14 protein-coding genes are annotated in these 17,223 nt (G+C 73.0%); 12 read left to right on the top strand and 2 right to left on the bottom strand.

Annotation, left to right across the window (positions count from 1 at the left end):
- The first annotated feature begins 202 nt into the window (after positions 1–202).
- The 6 genes from R2E43_RS04525 (at position 203) to R2E43_RS04500 (ending at position 8,942) form a co-directional block, all read left to right on the top strand.
- Positions 203–1,366 (top strand): CaiB/BaiF CoA transferase family protein, encoded by a 1,164-nt coding sequence (locus tag R2E43_RS04525; protein ID WP_332055929.1) that lies wholly within the window; start codon positions 203–205, stop codon positions 1,364–1,366.
- Complete coding sequence (locus tag R2E43_RS04520) at positions 1,366–2,391, top strand: LLM class F420-dependent oxidoreductase (protein WP_332055928.1); 1,026 nt, start codon at positions 1,366–1,368, stop codon at positions 2,389–2,391. Before R2E43_RS04525 ends, R2E43_RS04520 begins: the two co-directional genes overlap by 1 nt.
- Positions 2,388–3,536, top strand: coding sequence for a long-chain specific acyl-CoA dehydrogenase (locus R2E43_RS04515; RefSeq protein ID WP_332055927.1), 1,149 nt, complete (start codon positions 2,388–2,390; stop codon positions 3,534–3,536). The genes R2E43_RS04520 and R2E43_RS04515 overlap by 4 nt, the downstream gene beginning before the upstream one ends.
- Positions 3,537–3,608: 72 nt before the next feature.
- On the top strand, positions 3,609–4,823 hold the full coding sequence (locus R2E43_RS04510) for an acetyl-CoA C-acetyltransferase (protein ID WP_332055926.1): 1,215 nt from the start codon (positions 3,609–3,611) through the stop codon (positions 4,821–4,823).
- Between the two features lie 42 nt (positions 4,824–4,865).
- On the top strand, positions 4,866–7,067 hold the full coding sequence (locus tag R2E43_RS04505) for a 3-hydroxyacyl-CoA dehydrogenase NAD-binding domain-containing protein (protein ID WP_332055925.1): 2,202 nt from the start codon (positions 4,866–4,868) through the stop codon (positions 7,065–7,067).
- Positions 7,068–7,103: 36 nt separating this feature from the next.
- Positions 7,104–8,942, top strand: a complete 1,839-nt coding sequence (locus R2E43_RS04500; protein WP_332055924.1) for an AMP-dependent synthetase/ligase — start codon at positions 7,104–7,106, stop codon at positions 8,940–8,942.
- Between the two features lie 80 nt (positions 8,943–9,022).
- On the opposite strand, the gene R2E43_RS04495 is transcribed toward R2E43_RS04500, so the two are convergent.
- Positions 9,023–10,162 carry an acyl-CoA dehydrogenase family protein gene (locus R2E43_RS04495; RefSeq protein ID WP_016327870.1) on the bottom strand — a complete coding sequence of 380 codons (1,140 nt, stop codon included), beginning with the start codon at positions 10,160–10,162 and terminating at the stop codon, positions 9,023–9,025.
- Between the two features lie 73 nt (positions 10,163–10,235).
- Between R2E43_RS04495 and R2E43_RS04490 the strand changes: the two genes are divergently transcribed.
- On the top strand, positions 10,236–10,832 hold the full coding sequence (locus R2E43_RS04490; protein WP_003972206.1) for a TetR/AcrR family transcriptional regulator: 597 nt from the start codon (positions 10,236–10,238) through the stop codon (positions 10,830–10,832).
- A gap of 23 nt (positions 10,833–10,855) precedes the next feature.
- Here the strand turns inward: R2E43_RS04490 and R2E43_RS04485 are convergent, their stop codons facing one another.
- Positions 10,856–12,361, bottom strand: a complete 1,506-nt coding sequence (locus R2E43_RS04485) for an aldehyde dehydrogenase family protein (RefSeq protein WP_030873370.1) — start codon at positions 12,359–12,361, stop codon at positions 10,856–10,858.
- A gap of 750 nt (positions 12,362–13,111) precedes the next feature.
- Between R2E43_RS04485 and R2E43_RS04480 the strand changes: the two genes are divergently transcribed.
- The 5 genes from R2E43_RS04480 (at position 13,112) to R2E43_RS04460 (ending at position 17,156) form a co-directional block, all read left to right on the top strand.
- Positions 13,112–15,034, top strand: coding sequence for a sensor histidine kinase (locus R2E43_RS04480; RefSeq protein ID WP_189284927.1), 1,923 nt, complete (start codon positions 13,112–13,114; stop codon positions 15,032–15,034).
- 131 nt (positions 15,035–15,165) lie between these two features.
- Positions 15,166–15,600 carry a roadblock/LC7 domain-containing protein gene (locus R2E43_RS04475; protein ID WP_003972203.1) on the top strand — a complete coding sequence of 145 codons (435 nt, stop codon included), beginning with the start codon at positions 15,166–15,168 and terminating at the stop codon, positions 15,598–15,600.
- Between the two features lie 2 nt (positions 15,601–15,602).
- Positions 15,603–15,977, top strand: coding sequence for a DUF742 domain-containing protein (locus R2E43_RS04470; RefSeq protein ID WP_003972202.1), 375 nt, complete (start codon positions 15,603–15,605; stop codon positions 15,975–15,977).
- Positions 15,955–16,584, top strand: a complete 630-nt coding sequence (locus tag R2E43_RS04465; protein WP_016327875.1) for a GTP-binding protein — start codon at positions 15,955–15,957, stop codon at positions 16,582–16,584. Before R2E43_RS04470 ends, R2E43_RS04465 begins: the two co-directional genes overlap by 23 nt.
- A complete protein-coding gene (locus tag R2E43_RS04460; protein WP_003972200.1) occupies positions 16,581–17,156 on the top strand; it encodes a GAF domain-containing protein in 576 nt (191 codons plus the stop codon). Before R2E43_RS04465 ends, R2E43_RS04460 begins: the two co-directional genes overlap by 4 nt.
- Positions 17,157–17,223: the final 67 nt, after the last annotated feature.

The following is a 17,223-nucleotide window of genomic DNA, read 5'->3' as shown; positions in this document are numbered from 1 at the left end:
TCGATAAGCGATCGCGGGAGAGGAGCGGCGGATCCACGGGGCAAGTGTGCGACTCCGCCCCCTTCGGCCGTCAAGTACCGGGCGAAGTCCTGTGGTTCAGGGCGTTGACCGATCGACGGGACGCTTCTACGTTCTTAGCGAACGCTCAGTAAGGTCCCGGTCGTGCGGTGGCGAGTCCCCCCGCGCCCCGAGAGAGGAACCCATGAGCCACCGCCCCCCTGATCCCCCCGCCCGGGCCTGCGCCGGTCCGCTGGACGGCGTGCGCGTTCTCGAGCTGGCCGGTATCGGACCCGGCCCGTTCGCCGCGATGCTGCTCGGCGACCTCGGCGCCGACGTGGTGCGCGTCGACCGCCCCGCCCCCGGCCCCCTCGCCGGCGACCCCGCCCACGACGTGACCAACCGCAACAAGCGCTCGGTCCTGGTCGACCTCAAGTCACCCGGCGGACCGGAGACCGTACGGGCCCTGGCCGCACGCGCCGACATCCTGGTGGAGGGATACCGCCCCGGGGTCGCGGAGCGGCTCGGGGTCGGCCCCGAGGAGTGCATGGCCGCCAACCCCGCCCTGGTGTACGGCCGGATGACCGGCTGGGGCCAGCGGGGGCCGCTCGCGCCCCGGGCCGGACACGACATCGGCTACATCGCCACGGCCGGCGCCCTCTCCATGCTCGGGGCACCGGACGGACCGCCCGCCGTCCCCGCCAACCTGCTCGGCGACTACGCGGGCGGCTCCCTCTACCTCACCACCGGCGTCCTGGCCGCGCTGCTCACCGCCCGCACCACCGGCCGCGGCCAGGTGGTGGACGCGGCCATCGTCGACGGCACGGCCCACCTCACCGCGCTCTTCTGGGGCATGCTCGCCGCGGGGACCTGGCGCGAGGACCGCGGGACCAACCTCCTCGACGGAGGCTGCCCGTACTACCGCGTGTACGAGACCGGCGACGGCGGCTGGATGGCGGTCGGCGCCCTGGAACCGCCCTTCTACACCACCTTCGTCACCCTGCTGGGCCTGTCCGGGGACGCCCTGCCGGACCGCTCCGACCCGCGCAACTGGCCCGAGCTCCAAGCCCTGTTCACCGCACGCTTCAAGACCGCCTCCCGGGAGGAGTGGACGGCCGTCTTCGAGGGCACCGACGCGTGCGTGGCCCCCGTCCTCTCCCTGCGAGAGGCGGCGGACCATCCGCACCTGACCGGCCGCGGCACCTACACCGAGGCGCACGGCGTCACCCAGCCCGCACCCGCGCCCCGCTTCTCCGCCACCCCCGGCACCCTGCGCCTGCCGCCCGCCGTACCCGGCGCGCACACCGCCGACGTGGCCCGGGACTGGGGCCTGCCCCACCTGATCGAACCCCCGAAGGACCGCAGCTGATGGAACTGTCCTCACCGCTGAAGTACACGGGCGACCCGCGGACGGCCGTGGACCGGGCGGCCGCCCTGGAGTCCGCCGGACTCGACGCCGTCTGGGTGGCCGAGGCGTACGGCTTCGACTCACCGACGATCATGGGATACCTGGCCGCCAGGACCGAGCGCATGCGCATCGGTTCGGCCGTCCTGAACGTCTACTCGCGCAGCCCCGCCCTGATCGCCCAGACCGCCGCCGGACTCGACGCCCTCACCGGCGGCCGGGCCCTCCTCGGCATCGGCGCCTCCGGGCCGCAGGTCGTCGAGGGCTGGCACGGCCGCCGCTACGACCGCCCGCTGGGCCGCACCCGCGAGGTCATCGAGCTGTCGCGGCGGATCTGGCGACGCGAGGTGATCGAGCACCGCGGCATCACCGATCTGCCCCTGCCACCCGAGAAGGGCGGCACGCTCGGCAAACCCCTCAAGCTGCTCACCCACCCGGTGCGCGACACCATCCCCGTGTACGTCGCCGCACTCGGCCCGGCCAACGTCCGGATGACCGCCGAACTGGCCGACGGCTGGCTGCCGTTCCTCTACGCGCCGGAACACGCCGCGCAGGTGTGGGGTCCGTCCCTGGCCGAGGGCGCCGCCAAGCGCGATCCCGCGCTCGGACCGCTGGCGGTCGTGGCGGGCGGCCTGCTCGCCGTCGACGACGACGCCGAAGCGGTCCACGACCTGATGCGCCCCACCGTCGCCCTGTACGTAGGCGGCATGGGCGCCCCGGGCCGCAACTTCTACCACGACCTGATCTGCTCCTACGGCTACGAGGCCGCCGCGGCCGCCATCCAGGAGCACTACCTCGCGGGCCGCAGGAAGGAGGCGGAGACCGCCGTCCCCGCCGAACTGCTGGCGCGGATCTGCCTGGCCGGCCCCGAGGGCCACGTCCGCGAACGCGTCGAGGCGTTCCGCGAGTCGGGCGTGACGATGCTCAACGTCACGCCCGTCGGAGCGGACCCCGCCCGGCTGATCGAGCGAGTGAGGGGATGGCTGTGACCTTCCGACGAGACCTGTACGGCCCCGATCACGAGGCCTTCCGCGACACCGTGCGCGCCTTCCTCGCCAAGGAGGTGGCGCCGCACCACCAACGCTGGGAACGCAACGGCGTCGTCGACCGCGAAGTCTGGTACTCGGCGGGCCGCCAGGGCCTGCTGGGTCCGGCCGTCGACCAGGAGTACGGCGGTGGTGGCAGCGACGACTTCCGCTACAGCGCCGTCCTCATCGAGGAGTTCGCCCGCGCCGGAGCCTCCGGACTGGCCCTGAGCCTGCACAACGACATCGTCGGCCCGTACCTCACCCGGCTCGCCACCGAGGAACAGAAGCGGCGCTGGCTGCCCGGCTTCGTCTCCGGCGACATCGTCACCGCCATCGCCATGACCGAACCCGGAGCCGGTTCCGACCTCCAGGGCATCCGCACCACGGCCACCGACCGCGGCGACCACTACCTGCTCAACGGCTCGAAGACCTTCATCTCCAACGGCATCCTCGCCGACCTCGTCGTGGTGGTCGCCCGCACCACGCCCGAGGGCGGCAGTGCCGGGCAGAGCCTGCTCGTCGTCGAACGCGGCGCGGACGGCTTCGAACGAGGCCGCAACCTCGCCAAGATCGGCCAGCAGGCCCAGGACACCGCCGAGCTGTTCTTCAACGACGTACGCGTCCCCAAGGAGAACCTGCTCGGCGAGGAGAACCGCGCCTTCACCTACCTGATGGGCAACCTCGCCCAGGAGCGTCTGGCCATCGCGGTCGGCGCCGCGGCGGCGACCGAGGAGATCCTCGACATCACCACGCGCTACGTGAAGGAGCGCGAGGCCTTCGGCCGGCCGCTGGCCAAACTCCAGCACGTCCGCTTCGAGATCGCCGAGATGGCCACCGAGGCGGCGGTCACCCGCACCTTCCTGGACCGCTGTGTCACCGAGCACGTCGCGGGCCGGCTCGATCCCGTGCACGCCTCGATGGCCAAGTGGTGGGCCACCGAACTCCAGAAGCGGGTCGCCGACCGCTGTCTGCAGCTGCACGGCGGCTACGGCTACATGAGCGAGTACCGGGTGGCGCGGGCGTTCCTCGACGGGCGCATCCAGACCATCTACGGCGGCACCACCGAGATCATGAAGGAGATCATCGGCCGCTCCCTCCTGGGTTGAGCCGCCGACCGTCCCCACCGTTGCCCGCGCCGCGACCGCGGGCCGCCACACACCCACTGGGAGGCCCCCGAGGTGAGCACCGAAGCGTACGTGTACGACGCGATCCGCACCCCGCGCGGACGCGGCAAGGCGAACGGCGCCCTGCACGGCACGAAGTCCGTCGACCTGGTCGTCGGTCTCATCCGGGAGATCCGCGCCCGGTTCCCGGGTCTGGACTCGGCGGCGGTGGACGACATCGTGCTCGGTGTCGTCGGCCCGGTCGGCGACCAGGGCTCGGACATCGCCCGCATCGCGGCGATCGCGGCCGGGTTGCCGGACACGGTGGCCGGTGTGCAGGAGAACCGCTTCTGTGCCTCGGGCCTGGAAGCCGTCAACATGGCGGCTGTGAAGGTGCGCTCCGGGTGGGAGGACCTGGTCCTCGCGGGCGGCGTCGAGTCCATGTCCCGCGTCCCGATGGGCAGCGACGGCGGGGCCTGGGCGCTGGACCCGCGCACCAACCACGACACCGGCTTCGTCCCGCAGGGGATCGGCGCCGACCTGATCGCGACCATCGAGGGCTTCTCGTGCCGCGATGTGGACGAGTACGCGGCGCTGTCCCAGGAGCGCGCGGCGACCGCGTGGAAGGACGGGCGCTTCGACCGGTCGGTCGTCCCCGTCGTGGACCGGAGCGGGCTGGTGGTCCTGGACCGGGACGAGCACATGCGGCCCGGCACCACCGCCGAGAGCCTGGCCGGGCTGAAGCCGTCCTTCGCGGACATCGGTGAGCTGGGCGGGTTCGACGCGGTGGCGCTGCAGAAGTACCACTGGGTGGAGAGGATCGACCACGTTCACCACGCGGGCAACTCCTCCGGCATCGCCGACGGCGCCTCCCTGGTCGCCGTCGGTTCCGAGGAGGTCGGTGACCGCTACGGTCTGCGGCCGCGCGCCCGGATCGTCTCCGCCGCCGTATCGGGTGCCGACCCGACCATCATGCTCACCGGCCCCGCCCCGGCCACCCGCAAGGCGCTGGCCAGGGCCGGGCTGAGCATCGAGGACATCGACCTGGTCGAGATCAACGAGGCGTTCGCGGCGGTGGTCCTGCGCTTCGTGAAGGACATGGGCCTGTCGCTGGACAAGGTCAACGTCAACGGCGGGGCGATCGCGCTCGGTCACCCCCTTGGCGCCACCGGCGCGATGATCCTCGGCACCCTCGTCGACGAACTGGAGCGCCAGGACAAGCGCTACGGCCTCGCCACCCTGTGCGTGGGCGGCGGCATGGGCATCGCCACCATCGTCGAGCGCGTCTGACCCGTGCTGCCGCCGCCCGAGACCTCACTGGAGACATCAGTCATGGACACCACCGCACGGCCCTCCACCATCCGCTGGGAGGAGTCCGAGGACGGCGTCGTCACCCTCGTCCTGGACGATCCGGGCCAGTCCGCCAACACCATGAACGCCGCGTTCATCGACTCGCTCGACGCCGTCGCGCAGCGGCTCGTGGAACGCCGTGACGACATCCGCGGCGTCGTCGTCACCTCGGCCAAGAGGAGCTTCTTCGCCGGCGGCGACCTGCGCGACCTGATCTCCGTCACCCCGGCGACCGCACAGCAGTCCTTCGAGGCGGGCATGCGCGTCAAGCGCTCGCTGCGCGCCCTGGAGACCCTGGGCAGGCCCGTCGTCGCCGCGATCAACGGCGCCGCCCTCGGCGGCGGTTACGAGATCGCGTTGGCCTGCCACCACCGCGTGGTCCTCGACACCCCGGCCGCCCGGGTGGGGCTCCCCGAAGTCACCCTGGGCCTGTTGCCGGGCGGCGGGGGAGTGACCCGCACCGTCCGGATGTTCGGCGTCGTGGACGCGCTGCGGACCGTCCTCCTGGAGGGCACCCAGTACGGGCCGGTCGACGCCCTGGAAGCCGGACTGGTCGACGAGGTCGCCGCCGACCCGGACGAACTCCTCGCCAAGGCACGGGCGTTCGTGGCCGCCCATCCGGAGTCCGCCCAGCCCTGGGACCGGCCCGGCCACCGCATCCCCGGCGGTACGCCCTCGCACCCGAAGCTCGCCGCCCAGCTCTCCGCCCTTCCCGCGCTGCTCAGGAAGCGGACCGGTGGCGCCCCGGGCCCGGCCCCGCGCAACATCCTCGCCGCGGCCGTGGAGACGGCCCAGGTCGACCTGGACACGGCCTTCGTCGTGGAGGCCCGGTACCTGACGGAACTCGTCACCGGTCAGACCACCAAGAACATGATCCAGGCGTTCTTCTTCGACCTGCAGGCGGTCAATTCCGGTGCCAACCGTCCGAAGGGTGTCGAGCCGGGGAAGGTCGCCAAGGTGGCCGTGCTGGGTGCGGGGATGATGGGTGCGGGTATCGCCTACTCGTGTGCGCGTGCGGGCATCGACGTGGTGCTGAAGGACGTCTCCCTGGAGTCGGCGCTCAAGGGCAAGGCGTATTCGGAGAAGCTGTGCGCCAAGGCCGTCGCGAAGGGCCGTACGAGTCAGGAGAAGGCGGACGCGCTGCTGGCGCGGATCACGCCGACGGCCGAGGCGGCCGATCTGGCGGGGTGTGACGCGGTGATCGAGGCGGTGTTCGAGGACACTTCGCTCAAGCACAAGGTGTTCCAGGAGATCGAGCACGTCGTCGCCCCCGACGCGCTGCTGTGCTCGAACACCTCCACGCTGCCGATCACGGCGCTGGCCGAGGGGGTGGAGCGGCAGGGCGACTTCATCGGGCTGCACTTCTTCTCACCCGTGGACAGGATGCCGCTGGTGGAGATCATCAAGGGCGAGCGGACCGGGGACGAGGCCCTGGCCCGGGCGTTCGACCTGGTCCGGCAGATCGGCAAGACGCCGATCGTGGTCAACGACTCGCGGGGCTTCTTCACCTCCCGGGTCATCGGCCACTTCATCAACGAGGGTGTGGCGATGGTGGGGGAGGGCATCGAGCCCGCCTCGGTGGAGCAGGCGGCGGCCCAGGCGGGTTACCCGGCCAAGGTGCTGTCCCTGATGGACGAGCTGACCCTCACCCTCCCCCGCAAGATCCGCGAGGAGACGAAGCGGGCCGTCCAGGAGGCCGGGAGGACTTGGGAGCCGCACCCCGTGGACCACATCGTCGACCGCATGATCGACGAGTTCGAGCGCCCCGGACGCAGTGGCGGCGCCGGGTTCTACGAGTACGGCGAGGACGGCAGGCGGGCCGGGCTGTGGCCGGGGCTGCGTGAGCACTTCACGAAGCCGGGGTACGAGATCCCGTTCGCCGACATGCGGGAGAGGATGCTGTTCTCGGAGGCGCTGGACACCGTCCGGCTCCTGGAGGAGGGGGTGCTGACCTCCGTCGCCGACGCCAACATCGGCTCGATCTTCGGCATCGGCTTCCCCGGCTGGACCGGCGGCGTCCTCCAGTACATCAACGGATACGACGGCGGCGCCGGGGCAGGTGCGGGCCTGCCCGGTTTCGTCGCCCGCGCCCGCGAGCTGGCCGACCGCTACGGCGAGCGCTTCACCCCGCCTCCGCTGCTGCTGCGCAAGGCGGAACGCGGTGAGACCTTCGCGGACTTCTGACTCCGGCGTTTCCCACCCACCCGCAAGGAGGCCCCGATGACTCCAGAGCCCCGTACTGCCGGCGAACCGCCCGACGCGTCGGCCCGGCGCACGCTCCCGCGGCTGCTGGCCCGCAACGCCCGTGACCACCCGCGACTGCCCGCTCTGTCCTGGCAGCCGCCGGAGGGAGACGGGAACGGCGACTGGACGACGCTCACCTGGGCGGAGATCCACGAGCACACCGAGCGCCTTGCCGCCGGTTACGCGGGACTCGGCGTCGGCCGCGGCGACCATGTGCTGATGATGATGGCCAACCGGCCCGAGCACTGGCTGTCCGACCTGGCGCTGGTCCGCCTCGGTGCGGTCCCGGTCAGCGTCTACGGCACCGCGGCCCCCGAGCAGATCACCCACATCGCCCGCAACTGCCGGGCTCGGGTCGCGGTGGTGGAGGGGGCGGACCAGGCCCAGCTGTGGGAGCCGCTCCTGACCGACGCCGATACGCCGCTGGAGCGGCTGGTGCTCGCCGAGCCCGGCGCCGAGGGCGGCCACGTCCAGTACGCCGCGCTCCTGCGGGAGCCGGCAGCGGAGCGGTTCGCCGAGGAACTGGACGCCGCCCGCCCCGAGGACCCGCTGACCGTCGTCTACACCTCCGGCACCACGGGCGAGCCCAAGGGCGTAGTTTTGACCCACCGCCAGGTGCTGGCCAACGCCCTCGCGCTGGACGCGGTGGTGGAGCTGCCGCCGCACGTGGAGCACATCTGCTACCTGCCGTTCGCCCACATCGCGGAGCGGATGCTCGGCATCTACCTGCCCTGTCACCGGGCCTCGCACGTCTACCTCTGCGCCGACCCCGCCGCCGTGGGCACGGTCGTGCGCAAGGTGCGTCCCGCGCAGTTCTTCGGCGTGCCGCGAATCTGGGAGAAGCTGTGCGCCGCCGTGCGGGCCGTCCTCTCCCTGATGCCGGCCGAGCAGCGGGAGGTCATCGACGCGGCGTCCGCGGTGGCCCGCGAGCACGTCGGGTACCGCGAGCGGGGCGAGTCGCCGCCCGCCGAGCTGGAGGAGCGCTACGCCCGTGCCCGCGAGGAGGTCCTGTTGCCGCTGCTGGCGGCGGGCGGGCTCGACCGGGTGACCTGGGCGGCCAGCGCCTCGGCGCCGATGCCCGTCGACGTGGTCCACTTCTGGGCCGGGTTCGGTGTCGTGATCATGGATGCCTGGGGGCTGACCGAGACCACCGGCGTGGCCACCACCAACAGCCCCCGCACCGGATTCCGCATCGGTTCGGTGGGACGCCCCGTGGAGTCCGTCGAGGTCCGGCTCGCCGCGGACGGCGAGATCGAGGTGCGGGGCGAGTCCGTCTTCTCCGGCTACCTCAGGCCGGACGGATCGGTGCGCTCGGCCCTGGACGCCGACGGCTGGCTGGCCACCGGCGACATCGGGCGGACGGACGACGACGGCTACCTCTGGCTCACCGACCGGAAGAAGGAGATGATCATCACCTCGACCGGCAAGAACGTCTCTCCGGCCCTGGTGGAGAACGCGCTCAAGGAACACCCGCTGATCGGTCAGGCCCTGGTCCACGGAGACCGGCGCTCCTACCTGGTCGCCCTGCTGGTGCTGGACGCGGAGGCCGCCCCGGCCTGGGCCGCGGCCCACGGCGTCGTGGCGGACGGCACGGTGGCCGGGCTGGTGGCGCACCCGGCCGTGCGGGCCGAGGTGGACCGGGCGGTGGCCGCCGCCAACTCCCGGCTCAGCCGTACCGAGCAGGTGAAGCGGTACGAGCTGCTGGCCGGGGAATGGGGCCCGGCGACCGGCGAGCTGACACCCTCGCTGAAGATGCGGCGCCGGGTGATCCGGGACAAGTACGCCGAGGCGCTGGCCGGGCTGTACGGGGACTGAGCACGGACTCGGCTGCCGGGACCGACGGCGCCGCCCGCCCCCCCACCGGGGCGGGCGGCGCCGCTCGTTCACCGGCCGGCTCAGAGGCCGTACGTCTTGCCGATCACGTCCCGCTGGATCTCGCTGGTTCCGCCGTAGACCGTGGAGACGACCGCGGCCCGCAGGTGGCGCTCCATGTCGAACTCGGTCGTGTAGCCGTAGCCGCCCATCATCTGCATGCCCTCCAGGGCCGCCCGCTTGGCGACCTCCGTGGCCTTCAGCTTGGCCATCGACGCCTCCCTCGGGAACAGGCGGTCGGGCTGGGCATCGCAGTCCAGGGCCACCTCGCGCACCAGCAGCCGGGTGCACTCGATCTCGGTGGCGAGGTCGGCCACCCGGTGCCGCAGCGCCTGGAAGGACCCGACGGGACGGCCGAACTGCTCGCGCTCGCGGACGTAGCCGAGCGCGTCGTCGAAGGCGCGGCGGGCCAGGCCCAGCATGTTCGAGGCGAGGAAGAGCCGCTCGTGGTTGAGCCCGGCCATCAGCTGCCGCCAGCCGTCGTCGACCTGTCCCACCACGGCGTCGGCGGGCAGCCGGACGCCGGTCAGGAACACGTCGTTGACCTCTCGGCCGCCCATGGTGTCGATGCCCCGCACCTCCACGCCCGGGGTGTCGGCGGGCAGGTGGAACATGGTCAGTCCGCCGTGCTTGTCCTCGCCGGTGCGGGCCACCAGCAGGATGCTCCGCGCGCAGTGGGCGTTGGATATCCAGGTCTTCTGCCCGTCGATCAGCCACGTCCCGTCGGCCGCCCGCCGGGCCCGGCAGCGCAGCGCGCCGACGTCCGAACCTGCCTCCGGCTCGGACATGGCGATGGACAGGACGTCGCCGCGCACGACGCCGGACAGCACCTCGTGCCGCTGCTTTTCGGTGCCGAACCGCTCGTAGGCCTTGGCGGCGATGACGGTGGTGATGAAACCGCCGGCCGGGACCATGCCGTAAGAGGTCTCCTCCAGGAAGAGGCAGGCGTCGGCCAGCCCGCCGCCGGCACCTCCGTACTCCTCGGGCAGGCACACTCCGAGCCAGCCCAGTTCGGCGAGCCTGCCGTACAGCCCGGGGTGGTGCGCCCCGCGGCCGTCGCCCGTCAGCGCGTCGCGCTGCTGCCGGGTGCCGCACTCGCGCTTGGCGAAGTCTGCGACGGCCGCGACGAACGCGGACTGCTCTTCGGTGAGACGACTTCCCATCAGGTCCTCCAGAATTCGTGTGACAAAGTGGTGGCAGTTGTTTCTCGATCGCCCGGGACGGAGGTGCCGCTTCGTGACCACGGCCGCGAAGACCGAGACGGAGGACCCGACGGCGCGACGCATCCTCGACGCGGCGCTGGAGCAGTTCACCGTCTTCGGCCTGCGCCGTTCCTCCATGGACGACGTCGCCAAACGGGCCGGTGTCTCCCGCGTCACCGTCTACCGGCGCTTCGGGACCAAGGACGCGCTGGTCGAGCAGACCCTGCTGCGCGAGAACAGCCGGTTCTTCCAGCGACTGGACCAAGCGGTGGCCGCGCTGCCGACCATGGAGGAACGGGTCGTCGAGGGGTTCGTGGTCGCCCTGCGCCACACCCGCGCCCACCCCCTCTTCGGAGGACTGCTGCGGCTGGAGCCCGAGGTGGTGCTGCCGTACCTGACCGTGCACGGCGGGTCCTCGCTCGCCGCCACCGTCGACTACCTGACGGGCCACCTGCGCCGGGCGCAGCAGGCCGAGGGCCGGCCCGGCGACGACCCGCGGCCCGTCGCCGAACTCATGGTGCGGGTGGCCGTCTCCTTCCTGCTCAACCCGGCCAGCTGCATCGAGATGGACGACGAGGACCAGGCCCGCGCCTTCGCCCGCCGTTACCTGGCCCCGCTCCTCAACGCCTGAACGGTCGTGCACCGGCCGGCGGTTCAGTGCCGCAGGTGCAGTGACCGGGCCAGCCGCACCGCACGCTCCCGGGCGGCGGCCGACACCTCGAAGGAGGTCAGTGCGATCGGCGGGGCGAAGCGCTGCACGGTCGTCGACTGCACCGCCGTGAACGCCCGCAGCCCCTCCGCACCGTGGATCCGCCCGAACCCGGAGTCCCGCGAGCCGCCGAACGGCAGCGCCGGCACGGCCGCGAAACCCAGCACCGAGTTCACCGACACCGCCCCCGCGTGCAGCCGGGCCGCGATCGCGGCCCCGGTGCGCCGGCTGCCGCAGAACACCGCGGCCCCCAGGGCGTACCGGGAGTCGTTGGCGCGGGCCACCGCCTCGTCCACGTCGGCCACCGCGTCGACGGCGACGACCGGGCCGAAGGTCTCCTCCGTCATCGCCGCCGAGTCCGCCGGCGCGCCGGTCAGCACGACGGGCGCGACGTAGGGCGCCCGGACCGACTCGGGGCCGCCCAGCAGGGCCCGCGCGCCCGACGACACCGCCTCGGTCACATGCCGTGCCACGGTCTCCAGCTGGCCCGGCAGGGTCATCGGACCGTAGTGCGCGTCCCCGCCGGAGCCGGGCCGCAGCGCGCCGGCGCGCCGCACCACCCGCTCGCACAGCGCCTCGTGGACCTCGCGCACGGCGTAGACGCGCTCCACTCCCGCGCAGGTCTGCCCGGCGTTGCCGAACGCGCCCCACACGATCGCGTCTGCGGCGGCGTCCAGGTCCGCGTCCGCGGTGACGATCACGGCGTCCTTGCCGCCGCACTCGGCGAGGAACGGGGTCAGCGTCTCGGCGCAGACCTCCATCACCTTGCGCGCCGTCCCGGGCGACCCGGTGAACGCCAGCTTGTCGACCCCGGAGCGGACCAGCGCCTCCCCGGTGGCCGCGGCACCGGTGACGACGGTGAACAGCCCGGCGTGCGCGGGCACCGCCTCGTCGAACAGTGCGGCGAGCAGGAGACCGGTGGCCGGGGTCAGTTCGGACGGCTTGAGGACCACCGCGTTGCCCGCCGCCAGGGCGTACCCGACGGAGCCCATCGGGGTGTAGCAGGGGTAGTTCCACGGGCCGATCACGCCGACCACCCCCAGCGGCCGGTGCACCAGCGAGGCCCGTTGGTGGACCGTGAACAGCCCGGTGCGCACCCGCCGCCGGCGCAGCACGCGGTCGGCGTTGCGCGCGGCCCACCCGAGGTGCTCCAGAGTGAGGACGACCTCCAGTCCGGCGTCACCGGCCGGCTTGCCGGTCTCCTCGGCGACGGTCCGGGCGACGGTGCCCAACTCGCGGGCGAGCAGCCGTTTCCAGCGCAGCAATCGCTCCCGGCGCCGGGCCGCGGGCAGCGCGGCCCAGCCCTCCTGCGCCCGCCGGGCCCGCGCCACGGCCCGGGCGACCTCCTCGGGGCCGTCGACCGGATGCTCGGCGAGAGGTTCGCCGGTCGCCGGGGAGCGGGTGGTGAACGTCGTGGCACGGGGTGCGGCGTCCGGGGTGGTGTCGGTCATCGGGCCCCCAGCGAGTCGAAGATATAAAATCCATATACTTGTTTCACGGGGGCGTGGGGGCGTCAATGGGTTCGTCGATACTCGCCGGGCCGCATCGCGGCCGACGAGAACCTGGGCATGGTGCACGTATGTGCGCCCCGCAGGTACAACTCCGTCTCCCGGGAGGAAGCCGCCGTGACGTCCACCGCCTGGTTCGCGCCCTGACAGAACGGCCCGGCGCCAGGCGCACCGGCGCGGCGGGTCGTCGTGAGCGTCGCCCAGTTCGCCCCCGACCGGCCCTGGGTGGCGGTCGGTGTCGGCCTGGCCGGGCTCGCCCTGCGCAGGAACTTGCGGCACGTCGAGGGGGCGTTCGGGCTCTGGCTGTGGACCACACCCGGCCTGCTGCGGCCCCGCTCAGGCTCCGTGCCCCTGTGGCGCCACGCGGACGACCCGGCACGCGGACCGCTTCGACCCGGAGGCCGCGCGGCGGGCCGCGCGGTCCCTGATCGCGCGACGGGGTACCTCCGGCTCCCCGTAGACCGTCACCGACGGTGACCGTTTCTGATCGAGTCCGACTGCTTCGCGGCCATGCCGGAACGGTTGCGTATCCGGCTTATCGGTCTGTCGTACGAGGCCTCATACCAGAGCGGGACGTTGTCCGAGGGACTTTGGCAACTGCCCACCGCACATGAGGGGCAGCCGACTACTGTCAGTGTCCGTCGGGCGACGTAGGGCCGACGGACCAGTACACGGACCAGTACGAGGACACCGATGTCTCACCTCCGCGCCCCGGCCGCGCGAGCAGACCGCCGCGAGGGCGGACGGCACGGCCGGCCGGCCCCGCGTACCACCACCGCGCTGCCCGAGACCCACATACGGCCCCAACTCCTGAGGCTCGCCGTCCTGCCACCGGTCGCGGTCGCCCTCAGCGCCTGCGCGGTCGTCCTCTTCACCGTCCGGTCCACCGGCATCCGGCCCGGCCCCGTCCTGTGGGCCGTACTCGCCGGGGCGCTCTCGGTGACCGTCGCGGCCGTCGTCATCGCGGCCGTCGCCGCCGACCGCGCCGCGCGGTCCGTGCACGACCGTGTCGGCGCACTGCGCCGCAACACCGCGCGCCAGGAGGGCGACCTGCGCGCCGTCGTGGAGGCGCTGCGCCGGGGCGAGTCCCCGGCCCCGCGCACCCCGCGCGGCGGACCGCCGGACGACGCCGACGACTTCGAACTGCTCGCCGCCGACCTCTCCCGCGCCCACGACGGCGCCGTCACCGCCGTCGTCCGCGCCGCCCAGCTCTCCAGCCAGGCGGGCAGCGAACAGAAGCTCGAGGTCTTCGTCAACCTCGCGCGGCGCCTGCAGTCCCTGGTGCACCGGGAGATCTCCATCCTGGACGAGCTGGAGAACGAGATCGAGGACCCCGACCTCCTCAAGGGCCTCTTCCACGTCGACCACCTCGCCACCCGCATCCGGCGCCACGCCGAGAACCTCGCGGTGCTCGGCGGTGCCGTCTCCCGCCGCCAGTGGAGCAACCCGGTCGACATGACCGAGGTGCTGCGCTCGGCCATCGCCGAGGTCGAGCAGTACTCCCGGGTCCGGCTGGTCCCGCCGATCGACGGCACCCTGCGCGGCCACGCGGTCGCCGACGTCATCCACCTGCTGGCCGAACTCGTCGAGAACGCCACCCTGTTCTCCGCGCCGCAGACCCAGGTGCTGATGCGCGCCAACCTCGTCACCTCGGGCCTCGCCGTCGAGGTCGAGGACCGCGGACTGGGCATGCCCGTCGGTGAGCAGGACCGCATGAACGCCCTGCTCGCCGACCCCGACCAGGTCAACGTCGCCCGCCTGCTCGCGGACGGGCGCATCGGACTGTTCGTCGTCTCCCAGCTCGCCAAGCGGCACGGGATCACCGTGCGGCTCCAGACCAACATCTACGGCGGCGTCCAGGCCGTCCTGGTCGTGCCGCAGGCGCTGCTGGGCACCGAGCCGGGTGCGCTGCCCGGGAGTGCCGCCCACCCGGCCACGGTCACCCCTGCCGGACCGGTGACCGCGGCGTCGCCCCGGCAGCAGCCGCGGGCCGTGCCGCCCGCGGTGCCGCAGGCTCCGGAGGTGTCCGCCACGGCGCACGTACCGTCGCTGGACGCACGGGACTTCGGCGCCCCGGCCTTCGACACGTCGGCTCCGGGAGCACCCGCTCCGGCAGTACCCGCTCCGGTTGTACCGGCTCCCGTTGTACCGGCTCCGGTTGTCCCGGCCCCCGTCCCGCCCGGGCCCGCCCCCGTCCCCGCATCCGAGGCGCCCGGCCCGGTCGAGGCCCGCAGGGGCGTCGGTGAACCCGTGCCGCTGCCCGTGCGCGGCACGCACCGGAACCGCGCCACCCCGGCCGCCGCCGTGCCCGGAGTACGGCCCGAGGACCGGGGCGTCCTCGCCGAACACGCGAACACCCCGCCCGTCCCGCGGCTCAGCGCGGTGCGCGGCACCATGGGGAAGCCCCAACTGCCGCGCCGCCGTGCCCAGGAGCACATCGTGCCCCAGTTGCGCGGCGGCCCCGCGCCCCGCCAGGACCCCGAGCCGTACACCGGGCACGACCCGGGCCTGATGGCGGCCTTCCAGCGCGGCGTCGGCCTCGCGGAGGCCCAGCAGCACAGCGAACCAGCGCCCCTGACACCGGCCCAGGGCGACCCGGGCGGGACGGCCGAATGACGACCCCCACCCCCACGACGACCCCCGCCTCCCCGCACGCCCCCGCCCTCACGACCACTACCCCCGCGACCACCCCCACCCCCCTGACCCGCGCTCCCGCAGACCTTCGTACCCCAAGGAGTCGATCCACCATGGCGAGCGATGCGCCGACCGGCCAAGTGTCCGACCTCGACTGGCTGATGAGCGGCCTCGTCCAGCGCGTGCCGCACACCAGCAGCGCGGTGCTCCTGTCCGCCGACGGACTGGTGAAGTCCGTCCACGGACTCGACGCCGACAGCGCCGACCACATGGCGGCCCTGGCCTCCGGCCTGTACTCCCTCGGCCGCAGCGCCGGCGTCCGCTTCGGCGACGGCGGGGACGTGCGGCAGGTCGTCGTCGAACTCGCCTCGACCCTGCTCTTCGTCACCACCGCGGGCTCCGGCACCTGCCTCGCCGTGCTGGCCGGCCGCGAGGCCGACGCGGCCGTCCTCGGCTACGAGATGGCGATGCTCGTCAAGAGCGTCCGCCCCTACCTGGTCACCGCGCCCCGGCAGCACACCGCCGAACCCCCGGCGATGAGGCCTTGACGGTGGCCGCGGCCGGCGACGGGCCCTGGCTCGACGACGCCGCCGGACGGCTGGTGCGCCCTTTCACCGTCAGCAACGGCCGTACCCGGCCCACCGTCGCGCTCGACCTGATGTCCCAGGTCATGGCCACCGGGGCGACCCCCCTCGGCTACCTCGGACCCGAGCACACACAGGCACTCGACCTGTGCCGGGCGCCCCTCCCGGTCGCCGAACTCGCCGCCCACCTGCGGCTTCCGGTGGCGGTCACCAAGGTGCTGCTCTCGGACCTCGTCGACTGCGGCGCGCTGACCACCAAACCCCCCGCCGCGTTCCACCACCACCCCACGGACCGGGCCCTTCTGGAGGCAGTGCTCGATGGACTACGACGACAGCTCTGACCACACGCACGGCGAAGGCGCCGACCCGTTCCCCACCGCCCTGAAGATCCTCGTGGCGGGCGGATTCGGCGTCGGCAAGACGACCTTCGTCGGCGCGGTCAGCGAGATCGCGCCGCTGAGCACGGAGGAACTGCTCACCACGGTCAGCGCCGCGACCGACAACCTCGACGGAATCGAGAACAAACTCGAAACGACCGTGGCCATGGACTTCGGCCGGCTCACCCTCGACCCCGAACACGTCCTGTACCTGTTCGGGACACCGGGCCAGGAACGCTTCTGGTTCATGTGGGACGAACTGTGCGAGGGCGCCCTCGGGGCGGTGATCATCGCGGACACCCGCCGTCTGGAGGAGTCCTTCGCCGCCGTCGACTTCTTCGAGGAACGCGGACTCGGCTTCGTCGTCGCGATCAACGAGTTCGACGGCTCCTACCGCTACGACCCCGAGGAGGTGCGCGCGGCCATGGACCTGCACCCCGAGATCCCGATCGTGCGCTGCGACGCCCGGATCTCCAGCTCCGGCGTACAGACGCTGCTCACCCTCGTACGCCACCTCATCGCCCACACCCCGGCCCCGACGTCCGGGTCCGGCGCCGGAGTCCGCCCATGAGCTACGACCCGCCGCGCCCGGCCGGACGTCTGCTGCTCACCCCCGAGGACCGGGAGGCCCCCACCCGGGTACGGCGGCTGCGCCGGCTCGGCCTGGCGGAACGAGCCGACCCGGCCCTCGACGCCTTCGCCGCCCACCTCGCGGCCCTCGCCGAGGCGCCGTACGCGATGGTCAACTTCCTGGTGGAGGGCGGGCAGTTCTTCGCCGGACTGCGGGTGCCGGAGGTCCCGCCGGTGACGCGGGGCGACGGGACCAGCCCCGAGTTCGGCCGGGTCCAGCCGCGCGACCACGGCTTCTGCCCCCACGTGGTGGTCCGGCGCAAGGCGCTGGTCCTGGAGGACGTGCGCGACTACCCGCGCTTCGCGGGCAACCCCGTCGTCGACGCGTTCGGCATCCGCTCCTACCTGGGCGCCCCGCTCATCGACAGCACCGGGACGGTGCTGGGCACCGTGTCCGCCGCGGACGTACAGCCCCGGACCTGGGGGACCGCGGGCCTGGCCACGATCAAGACGACGGCGGCCGACCTCGTACGGCGCATCGAACGCAGCGCGGAGGACGGGCTCCCGCTGTGAGCGGCGGCAGGCTCCCCGCCGGGCGCACGCGGACCCTCGCCGGGTGCGTGAAGGAAAGCTGCGGCCG

The sequence above is a fragment of the Streptomyces violaceoruber genome, from assembly GCF_033406955.1.
Classification (GTDB): domain Bacteria; phylum Actinomycetota; class Actinomycetes; order Streptomycetales; family Streptomycetaceae; genus Streptomyces; species Streptomyces violaceoruber.
This window is presented reverse-complemented; position numbering and strand designations above follow the sequence as displayed.